Origin of the sequence: Nonlabens sp., from assembly GCF_965660805.1 — a bacterium.
Lineage (GTDB): Bacteria > Bacteroidota > Bacteroidia > Flavobacteriales > Flavobacteriaceae > Nonlabens.
Window position 1 is genome coordinate 1 of sequence record NZ_CBFIBE010000052.1, and the last position, 12,631, is coordinate 12,631.

General features: G+C 36.8%; 11 protein-coding genes. 6 read left to right on the plus strand and 5 right to left on the minus strand.

What is annotated here, in order from left to right:
* The 3 genes from ACTF48_RS10090 to ACTF48_RS10100 all read left to right on the plus strand — a co-directional run.
* The coding region (locus ACTF48_RS10090) for an alpha/beta fold hydrolase (protein ID WP_438963034.1) at positions 1-1,118 on the plus strand (1,118 nt) is incomplete at its 5' end.
* Between the two features lie 26 nt (positions 1,119-1,144).
* Positions 1,145-2,734 carry a peptide MFS transporter gene (locus tag ACTF48_RS10095; RefSeq protein WP_438963035.1) on the plus strand — a complete coding sequence of 530 codons (1,590 nt, stop codon included), beginning with the start codon at positions 1,145-1,147 and terminating at the stop codon, positions 2,732-2,734.
* Positions 2,735-2,817: 83 nt separating this feature from the next.
* Positions 2,818-3,354, plus strand: coding sequence for a thioredoxin family protein (locus tag ACTF48_RS10100; protein ID WP_438963036.1), 537 nt, complete (start codon positions 2,818-2,820; stop codon positions 3,352-3,354).
* Here the strand turns inward: ACTF48_RS10100 and ACTF48_RS10105 are convergent.
* From ACTF48_RS10105 to surE, 5 genes are all read right to left on the minus strand, one after another.
* Positions 3,314-5,410, minus strand: coding sequence for a ComEC/Rec2 family competence protein (locus ACTF48_RS10105; protein WP_438963037.1), 2,097 nt, complete (start codon positions 5,408-5,410; stop codon positions 3,314-3,316). The genes ACTF48_RS10100 and ACTF48_RS10105 overlap by 41 nt on opposite strands.
* Before the next feature lie 123 nt (positions 5,411-5,533).
* Positions 5,534-6,157 (minus strand): C40 family peptidase, encoded by a 624-nt coding sequence (locus ACTF48_RS10110; protein ID WP_438963038.1) that lies wholly within the window; start codon positions 6,155-6,157, stop codon positions 5,534-5,536.
* Between the two features lies 1 nt (position 6,158).
* Positions 6,159-7,271, minus strand: a complete 1,113-nt coding sequence (gene lpxB, locus ACTF48_RS10115) for a lipid-A-disaccharide synthase (protein ID WP_438963039.1) — start codon at positions 7,269-7,271, stop codon at positions 6,159-6,161.
* Positions 7,272-7,274: 3 nt separating this feature from the next.
* Positions 7,275-7,574, minus strand: coding sequence for a hypothetical protein (locus tag ACTF48_RS10120; protein ID WP_438963040.1), 300 nt, complete (start codon positions 7,572-7,574; stop codon positions 7,275-7,277).
* The gene (surE, locus tag ACTF48_RS10125) at positions 7,564-8,346 is read right to left on the minus strand and encodes a 5'/3'-nucleotidase SurE (RefSeq protein ID WP_438963041.1); all 783 of its coding nucleotides are present in this window, start codon (positions 8,344-8,346) and stop codon (positions 7,564-7,566) included. Before surE ends, ACTF48_RS10120 begins: the two co-directional genes overlap by 11 nt.
* A gap of 122 nt (positions 8,347-8,468) precedes the next feature.
* Here surE and ACTF48_RS10130 point away from each other — a divergent pair, with 122 nt between their 5' ends.
* Genes ACTF48_RS10130 through ACTF48_RS10140 form a run of 3 tightly spaced genes read left to right on the plus strand, consistent with a single transcriptional unit; the run spans position 8,469 to position 12,553 of the window.
* A complete protein-coding gene (locus ACTF48_RS10130; protein ID WP_438963042.1) occupies positions 8,469-10,622 on the plus strand; it encodes a carboxy terminal-processing peptidase in 2,154 nt (717 codons plus the stop codon).
* A complete protein-coding gene (locus ACTF48_RS10135; RefSeq protein ID WP_438963043.1) occupies positions 10,622-11,725 on the plus strand; it encodes an ABC transporter permease in 1,104 nt (367 codons plus the stop codon). Before ACTF48_RS10130 ends, ACTF48_RS10135 begins: the two co-directional genes overlap by 1 nt.
* A gap of 3 nt (positions 11,726-11,728) precedes the next feature.
* On the plus strand, positions 11,729-12,553 hold the full coding sequence (locus ACTF48_RS10140) for a DNA/RNA non-specific endonuclease (protein WP_438963044.1): 825 nt from the start codon (positions 11,729-11,731) through the stop codon (positions 12,551-12,553).
* The last annotated feature ends 78 nt before the right edge of the window (positions 12,554-12,631 follow it).

Consider the following 12,631-nt stretch of genomic DNA (forward strand, 5'->3'; position numbering starts at 1 on the left):
ACTATAATGCAAATGGCAAGGAACAAACTCAAATTACTAAAGGCAACTGGGATGTGACTTCTTACTATGGTTATGATGCAGATCGTAAACGTATCTTTTACCAAAGTACAGAAGATGGTAGTATCAATCGTGGTATTTATTCCATTTCTTTAAAAGGTAAAAAGAAACAAAAACTGTCTGATCAAATAGGTTCTAACAGTGCTTCTTTTAGTAGTGACTTCGGTTATTTTATAAATACGTACTCTAGTGCTACTACTCCACCAGTTTATACGTTACATACCTCTAAAAAAGGAGAACAAGTACGCGAAATTCAAAACAATAGCAGTTTACTAGACCGATTAAAAAATTACAAGTTTGCACAAAAAGAGTTTTCTACCATTAACATTAATGGCAACGATCTCAACATGTGGACCATGAAACCGGCCGATTTTGATCCTAAAAAGGAATATCCGTTATTGATGTTTCAATACAGCGGTCCTGGATCACAGCAAGTGGCAAATCGCTGGTATGGTGCAAATGATTACTGGCACAGCATGCTGGCAAATGATGGCTACATAGTTATTTGTGTAGATGGACGTGGAACTGGCTACAAAGGTGCAGACTTTAAAAAAGTGACTCAAAAAGAGCTCGGTAAATATGAGGTAGAAGATCAAATAGCCGTTGCTCAAAAAATGGGTGCCCTAGATTATATTGATAATTCTAGAATAGGAATATGGGGTTGGTCTTATGGTGGTTTTATGAGTTCTAACTGTATTCTACAAGGAAATGACACTTTTAGCACCGCTATAGCAGTAGCTCCGGTGACCTCTTGGAGATTTTATGATACTATTTATACAGAACGTTACATGACCACACCGCAAGAAAATCCAAGCGGTTATGATGAAAATAGCCCGATAAGTCATGTTGACAAATTAAAAGGAAAGTACTTGCTCATTCACGGTAGCGCAGATGATAATGTACATGTTCAAAACACCATGCGCATGATAGAAGCACTAGTGCAGGCCAACAAGCAATTTGACTGGGCGATTTACCCAGACAAAAATCATGGGATCTATGGTGGTTACACGCGTATCCACCTTTTTAATAAAATGACTGACTTTATTCACGATAATCTTTAATAATTACTAACCTTAATTAAAATCAAATGGAATATAAATTTGGTGGTTCACTAACGAACCAAAAAACAGTTCTAGGACATCCATCAGGACTTTTTGTTTTGTTCTTTACAGAAATGTGGGAACGATTCTCTTATTATGGAATGCGAGCCTTATTAGTTCTTTTCTTAGTTGCATCAGTATTAGATGAAGGTTGGGGCTGGGAACGAGCAGATGCTTTAACGCTTTATGCATTTTACACAGGACTAGTTTATGTAACACCTATTTTTGGAGGACTCATTGCAGATAAAATAACGGGTTACCGTAAAGCTGTGGTAATAGGGGCTCTTCTAATGACTTTAGGTCACGCATCAATGGCTTTAGAAGGTATAGGCGATACTTTTTTCTATTTGGGACTCATTCTTCTTATTGTAGGAAATGGAATGTTTAAACCTAACATTTCTTCTATGGTTGGTAAGTTATACAAAACTGAAGACAAAGAAAAAGACGCAGGTTATACGATCTTTTACATGGGAATTAATGCTGGTGCATTTTTAGGCATTCTACTTTGTGGATACATAGGTGAATCTGTAGGATGGCATTATGGCTTTGGACTAGCTGGTATTTTTATGTTTGTAGGGATGCTACAATTTTACTTTGCCCAAGAGATATTTGGAAAAATAGGACTATCCCCTAAAAACGCAGAGGATTTTGACGATGCTATGGAAGATGCTCTTGAAGAAGCTGAAGACGCTATAGAAGACACCATAGATGAGGCAAAAAGCTCTAAAGTAGTTTCTGATCGTTTAGTAGTAATAGGAGTTCTAGCGTTTTTTACCATCTTTTTCTGGTGGGCATTTGAACAAGCAGGTGGTTCTATGACCATTTTTGCCGCAGATTATACAGATCGAGTACTAGAAGGTAATGGCGCGTTAATATTTAAAGTATTCAACACTTTACTTACAGTTATCCCTATGATTATTATTACTTGGGTACTGGCTCTTTTATTCAAACAAACTTTTGCAAAATATAGTTTATCAAATTTATTATTAGGCGCTAGTTTTGTTATCATTTGGGCCATTGTAGTCTGGATGCTTTACAGACAATTCACTGATCCAGCACCAGAAGTTCCAGCCTCTTGGTTCGGTATTTTGAATTCGTTCTTTATTATTGCATTTGCACCTCTTTTCTCTAAATTATGGGAAAGTAAATTAAATCCTTCTGGTCCAGTGAAGTTTGCCATTGGTCTTATCCTACTAGGAATTGGTTTTGGAGTTTTGGCATTTGGTTCTATGGGAATTCCACTAGGAGCTAAAACAGCCTCAGTAAGCATGATATTTTTAATAGTGGCTTATTTATTCCACACACTTGGAGAACTATGTGTTTCTCCTGTTGGTTTATCTTATGTAAGTAAGCTTTCTCCTGGTAAGTTAGTAGGTCTAATGTTCGGTATTTGGTTTGTTGCAAACTTTATAGCAAATACTGCCGCTGGACTTACAGGAAGATACATCGACCCTATTGTTGAAGATTATGGGATGGCAACATTTTTCATGATATTTACAATCATCCCTGTAGCTGCTGGCCTTATAATGCTTGCGATCAGTAGGTTGCTGGTAAAAATGATGCACGGAATCAGGTAATCAATTTTCCCTTAATATTTTATAAAAAACGCACCATTTCGGTGCGTTTTTTGTAACCTTGAATGATCAAAAGAAGAAAGTTTATGAAATGGACGGTTGTATTGTTATTATTTATGGGGTCGTTTACCACTGCACAAGTGAACTGGATGACCATGGATGAAGCACTGGCAGCTCAAAAAAAAGAGCCCAAAAAAATATTGCTCAAAGCATATACAGAGTGGTGTACCAACTGTAAATGGATGGATAAATATGCCTTTGCAAAGCCTGAAATAGCGGCTTTTATTAATAAGCATTATTACCCAGTACAATTTGATGCCGAAGGTACCGAAACCATTAACTATAAAGGTGCCACTTATAGTAATGCTATGAAAAAACGCAATGATCGCTCACAACATGAATTTGCCGGTTTTATGCGCATCTTTGAATATCCTACACTAGTATTCTTTGATGAAACAGGTCGTATCATTAATCCTGTTCCTGGAAAAATGGGCCCTAAAAAATTAGAAATCTACATCACCATGCTGGCAGATGAGACGTATAAATCTATTAATACGGGCAAAAAATGGGCTGACTATCAGGCTAATTTTGAATATCAACTTCAAGGTCAGATAGATCAATAGCGCCTTCTTCATAGGTACTCAAAAACCTAACATTTCTTTTTTTACAAGTAGCTTTCCATCGCTGTACATAACTACGATAGTCAGAACCATCTGAAATGATGATCTGTGGTTCTAAAGCTGTGATCACTTTATCGAGATGTACTTTTGGAGAATGTGATAGTAATATAATTGCTGCTTTTGATTGTATAGGAACTATTCCAGACTCATCGATAACAATAATGTCGCTACCATTAAAAGTAACTTTATTAGATAACGAATCTATTTCAATTGTTTTCCCTCTATGAATGGTTGAAGATTTAATACGTTCTATACTAGATTGAAATCTCACAGAATCCATAGCATGAAAATCTATAAGTAATTTCACCTCATCCTTATTACTTAAACTAACCACACTTCCGGCGGCTTGATGCATAACCATGAATCGGTTTTTAACTGGTATTAACATCTTGAAAGACTCAAAACAGACTAAGGAGATTAAAGCTACTAAGGCCATATGTAGAAAATATCCAGGTCGTTTCATAATCACTCGTTCCCTTCTACTTTTGCGCACAGAACGGTAGAAAAACAGCGCTAGACCTATAAGAAACAGATAAATCAAGATTAATTCTGTCTTATCTATATAGACATTCTTAATAATAAACTGCTCGTAGGAACTTATGGTTTCTACTATTTGAACAATCCATTCTAGGCTTATATTAAGGATATTAACAATCCAACCGCTTTGAATTCCTATAAGTAGAAAAACTAATAAAGCTATAGATAAACCTATAATTAATGGTAATACCGGCAACAACAACATATTCCCTAACAAAAATAATCCAGGAAACTGATGAAAATAAAAAAGGCTTAACGGTGCAACACCTATTTGAGCTGCAAGAGTTACCGTAAAAATTTGCCAGAAATAATCGACTGCTTTCCAGCGAGGCCTTTTAAAGATGTTATAAACGATAGGCTGTATTAAAACTATAGCAATAACCGCGGTGTAACTTAACTGAAAACCCACATGAAATAACAACTTAGGATTGATAAGCAATAATAAAAAGGCAGATAAAGCTAGACTGTGAAATATAGAAGTCTTGCGTTTTACATTCATCCCTATAGCAATAAAAGAGAACATAGTGACTGCTCTCATTATGGATGGCGACATACCCGTGAGCAAGGCAAATATCCACAGAAAGGCAATAATAGCTACACTTTGAATCCAGTTACCGTATTTGAATCTTTTAACCCAATTTGTTAATCTCCTTAAGATTAATAAAATAATACCGACGTGTAAGCCACTTAAAGCTAGTATATGCATAACTCCTGCATCTCTAAAACTTTGCGTTATCGATGGGTCCACATTACTGCGCTGACCTAACACTAAGGCTTGAATAATCCCTAAAGGCTTTTCTTTTAGACCAGAATCTTCAAGAGCTCTCATTAATCGATCTCTTAAGTCCTCAATCCACGTGGAATTATGATTCAAATGAGCTACTGAAAGTATATGCTCTTGATCCACATAAATCTGGCCATAAACATCGATCAATTCTAGATATTCCTTATAATTAAAATCTCCAGGATTGCGCGCGTCACTTGCTTTACTCACATCATCATAAACCACGAGTTCATCTCCTAACTTATAGGTAACAGAGTCGTTTCTTTTTAAGAGGACTAGAGCTTTACCATGAACACGTGAATCATCAATCTGAGAAACTTGAGCATAGAAACGATCGTTATAATCATTAGGTGGTAATTGTTCCTTTAAAGTTATGGTGATGAACTGCTCCTTACCTGGAGTGATATAATTAGAAAAATGAGCCTTTTGATAACTAGGATTTCTAATCTCTACATTCCATGCTGCAATACCTGTACAGAAAAGCAAAGCAGCAAGACTATAAATCCACTTAAAGAAAATCACACGACGACTAAAGAATACCGAAATCAATGTGAAAATAAAGCATATCCCAGTAATAGATAAGGTGGTAAGGATGTCCCATTGCATATAATAGCAGAGCATCAGACCTATGAGGTAAGCCGCAAGTAATCTATAAATAGGATATCCTAACCATTGCATTGTATGAATTTACTCAAAAACTGCTCGTAATGCAAACCTTACACGTCCTGTAAAATAAAGTACCCAACGGTTTTAGAAACCGTTGGGTATAAGATTATTAATAAAGATAAGCATAACAGTGTTTTACTTTAACCTACCAGCACTCAAATAAGCCTTTAACCAGTAGGCTTCATTCATGGTAGAAACCATCACGCCACGAGAAGAACTGGCGTGTACAAAACTGACCTCAGCAGGTGTTTTATTAACGACTAGACCTACATGATTTACCTTAGACTTATTCTTACCTGTGGCAAAAAAGAGTAAATCTCCTTTTTGAATTTGGTTAAAATTTATAAGTTGCGCGGCATCAAATAAACTGGCACTGGTGCGCGGCACACTTTTTCCAGCTTCTTTAAAAGAAACATGGATTAAACCACTGCAATCCATACCGCTGCGAGAAGAACCACCATATTTATAGCGAGTTCCTTTATAACTCAGCGCTACTTTTATGGCACTTTTAATAAGCGCACTTGTGTTTTCATTTGTAGACATCACTACATCCTTGCTAGTTTTTACGGTGCGTGATGGTTTGTAAACGCGGCCAGGACGGTGTTTTGCGGCACCTTTTTTAGTTGTAACAACTCTAGGCTTTGAGCTTTTGCAGGACCCGTTTCCCACTAGCAATAAGATTGTAAAAAGGGCTAAGATGGTTCTCTTTAAAGTGGTTTTGTAAATACGCTTTCGCGAAAGCGGAATCAATATCAACATACTACTTCTTAGAATTTTTAATAATTAAACCAGCCACTTTATCACTTGCTCCTACTCCACCGAGGCGTTTTTCTAACTCATAATAATGAGCAAAAATGCGGTTGCGCTGTGTAGCATCTAGAATTAGATCCAGCTCTTTTTTAAGCTTAACGGCATTAAAGTCTGTTTGAATCAACTCGGTAACAACCATTTTATCCATGATTAAATTCACCAGTGAGATGTAGTCCAGTTTGATAATCATTTTGGCAATACGATAGGAAATCGAGCTGCCTTTATAACAAACTACTTGAGGAACTTTAAAGAGTGCGGTTTCAAGTGTCGCGGTTCCTGATGTGACGAGAGCGGCATGACACAAGCTCAAAATATCGTAGGTGCGATTCATAACCAGAGTCACGTTATCTTTTAAAAAGGGTTTGTAAAAAGAAGCATTCTGACCTGGTGATCCAGCTATAAGGAACTGATAGTCTGGATACTGATCTACCATTTGCAACATCACACCTAGCATTTTACTTATTTCTTGTTTGCGACTACCTGGCAGTAATGCAATTAAAGGTCTGTCATCGAGGTTGTACTCTTTTAAAAAATCTACATGATCTACTTGTTGATGGCTATGAATAGCATCAATGATGGGATGACCTACAAAATCTACAGGATAGTTGTGTTTTTGCTCATAAAAGCCTTTAACAAATGGCAATATCACATACATGTGATTGATAGTTGCCTTAATAGTTTTTACACGACTTTCTCGAGATGCCCATACTTGTGGACTAATGTAATAATGGGTATTAAAGCCTTGCGGTTTTGCCCATTTTGCAATGCGCAGGTTAAAACCAGAGTAATCCATAAAGATAAGTGCATCTGGCTGGTAGTTTTTTATATCTTCTTTACAGAACTTAATGTTTTTAAGAGCTGTCCCTAGTTTTCTAATCACTTCAGTAAAGCCCATGATAGCGCGCTCTTTATAGTGCATGACTTGCTCACCACCTACGGCTTCCATTAAATCGCCACCCCAAAATCTAAATTGAGCCTCAGCATCTTGTTTTTTAAGAGCTTTCATGAGGTTTGAACCGTGTAAATCACCGCTCGCTTCACCTACTATAATGTAATATTTCATAATCTAAAATTCAAAATACATAACGGCAAGTGCTGCCAGAATGGTAGCCATTAAAACACCACGTGCTTCATAAGGCTGTGCATTTTTCTTAAATTTAAACAGCTTAGTGGTTAAGAAAAAGAAAAAGAGGAGCAAATTGAGCACAGCACCTAACCCTATTAATCCACCTATATATCCTTTTTCTATGGAACTTTCCATCATGGTTTCAAAACTATAAGGTGCAAAAAAGAAGATGTATAAATAGATCCCTATACAGTTTGCTATAATTCCTAGAAAAAATCCTTTTACTATTTTAATTACCAAAATCCCAAGTATTTAGTTCGCTTATATAATGGTGTGCCGTTAAATCATATTGTGTAGGAACGATAGAAATGTAATTATGTGCAAGTGCCCATTCATCTGTATCTTCTCCCTTATCATCGTTTACAAATTTACCTGTTAACCAGTAATAGTCTTTACCATAAGGATTAGTACGTTTATCAAACTCTTCTACCCAGTAAGCATTTGCCTGACGGCATATTTTTACACCTTTAATTTCTTCACGAGAAGCTTTGGGAATGTTTACATTAAACACTACACCTTTTGCCATTCCGTTTTTAATCACATTCTCGATGATCATTTTTACGTGTGGTTTTGCAGCATGAAAATCTGCATCGAGGTCATAATCACAAAGTGAAAAACCTATGGCAGGTATGCCTTCTATTCCTGCTTCCATAGCTGCACTCATGGTACCACTATAAATTACATTAATGGCACTATTACTTCCATGATTAATACCACTCAAGCACAAATCTGGTTTACGATCTAAAATTTCATGGCTTGCCATTTTAACGCAATCTACTGGAGTACCGCTTGTGGTATATTCTTTATGGTCGTGCTCATGGTTTTTAAACTCTTTTACATAAAGCGTGTCATTAATGGTAATAGCATGTCCCATAGCGCTTTGTGGACTATCTGGTGCAACAACGACTACATCACCTACTTCCCTGGCGATCTCAATAAGCATTCTTATTCCAGGCGCTGTGATTCCATCATCATTAGTCACTAGAATAAGTGGTTTTTTATTATTTTTCATAAAATTTTTATCGAGGTTAAAATTAAGTAAATTAGTTATAAGAAGTGAATCTCTTGTTATACATTGTGCATTGTAATATGGCACGATTTTTACAATACAAGATTAGATAAATGAAAGTAGTTATGAATTTTATAAAAAATAACGTGGCGATTGCCATTTTAGTCCTTTTTGCGGCTACAGCAAGTTGTAGTTTTACTAAAGACATAGATCCTGGCGACAAGGATAAAGAAGAACTCTTAGTTAATCTTCTTTCCCACGTATTGCAGCGCAACCACTACTCACCAGCAGATCTTACCGATGATTTCTCACAAAAGGTGTTTAAAAACTACATTAATGATTTAGATCCAGCAAAAAGGTATTTTTTACAATCTGATTATGATGAATTTGCCGCTTATGAATTTTTAATAGACGATCAGATCAGAGAAAGTAGAGTAGATCTATTTACACTTACCTATGAACGTTTAGAAAAACGACGCAAAGAGTCTCAAAACATATTTAGTGATGTTATTAAAAAGCCTTTTGACTTCCATAAAGATGAAGTAATGAATACTGATTATGAGAGTATTCCTTATTCTAAAAATACTGGCGAATTAAAAGAGCACTGGCGTAAACTATTAAAGTTAAGTGCTCTAGGTAGCTATTATGATAAAATAGACGAGCAAGAACAAGCACTTAAAGAAGGTAAAAAAGACTATGAAGAAAAAAGTTTAATTGCTATTGAAAAAGAAGTACGCGCTGAAGTAAAGCGTTCTATGGAAGAGAACTTTGACCTAAGTGAAGACATAGAAAGACTGGACTACTTCTCGCTTTACTTAAATAGCGTGATGAATTACTTTGATCCACACACCACTTATTTTGCGCCGCAAACTAAAGACCGATTTGACACTCGCATGAGTGGAAAACTAGAAGGTATAGGAGCACGTCTTCAAAAGAAAATGGATTATATAAAGGTCCTTGAAATTATTTCAGGCGGTCCAGCCTGGAGAAGTGAAGAAGTAGAAGTAGGCGATGTGATCCTAAAAGTAGCTCAAGAAAATGATACCATAGCCACCAGCATAGTAGGAATGCGCATAAGCGATGCCGTAGATTTAATAAAAGGTCCTAAAGGAACTAAAGTAATATTAACTCTTAAACGTGTAGATGGTAAAATAGAAGATGTCACTTTAACTCGTGACGTGGTAGAACTAGAAGAAACCTTTGCAAAGTCTGTTATTGTTAATGATGCTGAAAGCAGTATTAACTATGGCCTCATCAACTTACCTTCATTTTACTTTGATATGCAAAATAGAAATGGTCGCGCTGCAGGAGATGATATTAAGAAAGAAATAGAACGTTTAAAAGAACAAGGCATGGAAGGTCTGGTTCTCGATTTGCGTAATAATGGTGGTGGATCCTTAAGAGAAGTTATAAAAATGGCTGGGCTATTTATAGAAAAAGGTCCAGTGGTTCAAGTCGCTCTTAAAAACAACAGTACACAAACGTTAAAGGATACAGACCCTAGTATTACCTGGGATGGCCCATTAGTAATTATGGTTAATGAACTATCTGCTAGTGCCTCTGAAATCCTTGCTGCTGCGTTACAAGATTATGAAAGAGCTGTGATTATAGGTTCTAAACAAACCTTTGGAAAAGGAACCGTTCAAAATGTAGAAGATTTAAACAGATGGGTGCGCAACAGTGATTTAGGAGATTTAGGAGCATTAAAAATCACCACTCAAAAATTCTACAGAATTAATGGAGCAAGCACACAACTGCAAGGAGTAAAAAGTGACATTATCACTCCAGATCGTTACAGCTATATAGAAATAGGAGAACGCGATGAAGAATTCCCGTTACCTTATGATGAAATCCCAGCTGCGACCTATTCTACATATGGTAAGTACACAGATTTTAATACTACCATTGCAAAATCTCAAGCGAGAATAAATGCAAATGAAACTTTTAAACTCATAGATGCAAACGCAAAATGGATGAGCGAGCAACGAGAAGAAAACATTATTCCATTAAATTTTAAAGCTTATAAAGAGCGATTAGACCGTTTAGAAAAAGCGACAGAGCAATTTGAATCTCTAGACGATTATAAAAACGACCTGTCTTTTCAATATGTGAACTATGAAAAAGAATTAATCAAACAAGACAGTTTACTGGCCGAAAAGCGTGAGCGCTGGCACGAGAATCTTTCTCAAGATGTGTATCTTGCCGAAGCAATTAATGTACTCAAAGATTTGAAAGTATATCATATTCAAAACGCAGGAGTATCTACTTTTAAAAATTAATGTCTCATACATCGGCATCATTAACGACTCTAGCGCTCCAAAAATTCAAGCGGAATTTTTGGGGCGTTTTGAGTTTAAGCGTGATTCTTATCTATGCACTTATTGCCCTATTTGCATACCTCATCGCACCAGATCATACACAGTATGCAAATCAAATGCATGTTTCCATACATTCACAACCACCGGGTTTTAAAGTAAACTTATTACAACTACCCATTAGTAATGAGCCTACCCATTTCATGGACTGGTGGACTGGAAAACAAGCACAAGTTGAAGAAATTCCTTTTGCTGACTTAAAAACTGAAAATGGCACGATTCTCTACAGACCTTATGACGTAGATGGAAACACCTTAGATTTTCAACCTGTAAAGATGGATGGGATCAGTGAGATGGAATTATCTCGCTTTCGCGAAAGCTATACTACTCAAAAAACCTTTCTGCTAGGAACTGATAAATATGGTCGTGACCTCTTGAGCCGTATGATGATAGGAACACGAATCAGTATTTCCATAGGATTTGTGGCAGTACTTATTTCTCTTTTAATAGGGATAACGCTGGGTGCTGTGGCGGGATATTTTGGCGGTGTAGTGGATCAAGTAATTATGTGGTTGATTAATGTTACCTGGTCTATTCCTACTTTATTAATGGTCATTGCGATTAGTATAGCACTAGAAAAAAGCTTTTTTACCGTATTCGTTGCCGTAGGGCTTACCATGTGGGTAGAGGTAGCACGTGTAGTGCGCGGCCAGATGATCGTGGCCAAAGAATACCAATATGTCACCGCAGCACGGGCACTAGGTTTTAGTCATTTTAGAATTATCGCAAGACATATTTTACCTAACATAATGGCGCCTATTATAGTGATAAGTGCCGCAAATTTTGCTGCAGCTATTCTGATAGAAAGTGGTTTGAGCTTTTTAGGAATAGGCGCACAACCGCCCATGCCTAGTTGGGGTAGCATGATAAAAGATCACTACCAGTATATTATTTTAGATAAAGCCTATCTCGCACTAGTTCCCGGCATAGCGATCATGACACTGGTTATGGCATTTATGCTGCTAGGAAACGCATTACGCGATGCACTAGATGTAAAAACTACTTAAATTATGAAAAAAACGATTTATGGAGTTGTACTCGTTATCATAGCTGTATGTTTCTACTTTTATGAGATACAGCGCAATGAAGAAGAATCTCAAAACATTCTAGAACTAGAAGATTTTCAAACCACACAACAACAAGACGCCGACGGTTTTAAGCCGCTTTCCCGCAAGGACTTTTTACCTAGTTCTACTAACCAAGTGATTCACCACTCTACTTACAGTCTATCTTATAATGAACGCCATGAGCAGGCAGAATGGACGGCACATATTTTAAAGTCTAGCGATATACGCGATGTGGATTATAAAAGACCCTATTTTGAAATAGATGATATGGTAAAAACGGGTGCCGCACACTGGCGCAATTATAAAAAAAGTGGCTACGATCGTGGTCATTTAGTTCCTGCTGGTGATCGTCGCGCTAGTAAAAAAGATTATGAAGAAACGTTTTTAACTTCTAACATAAGCCCACAAGAGCATGAGTTTAATGCTGGAATATGGAACAGATTAGAGCAAAAAACACGTTATTATGCAAAACGTTATGACGAGTTATACGTTATCACAGGTTCTATATTTAACAACTCAAAAGATGAGATAGGAACCGAATTTGTCACCGTACCATCTGCATTTTATAAAATCATGTACCGCAATACTAACGATGGTGGCAAGCTCCTCGCTTTTTTAATACCTCATAAGGAATCTGACGACTCTATTTATACCTACATCACTAGTGTAGATGATATCGAACAACAAACAGGCATCGACTTTTTTGCTCAATTACCCGATGATCTAGAAAATCGATTAGAGGCTGCTGCGAGTAGTAAAGGATGGTAGGGTGTTCAGTGTTCAGTGTTCAGTGTTCAGTGTTCAGTGTTCAGTGTTCAGTGTTCAGTGTTCAGTGTTCAGTGTTCA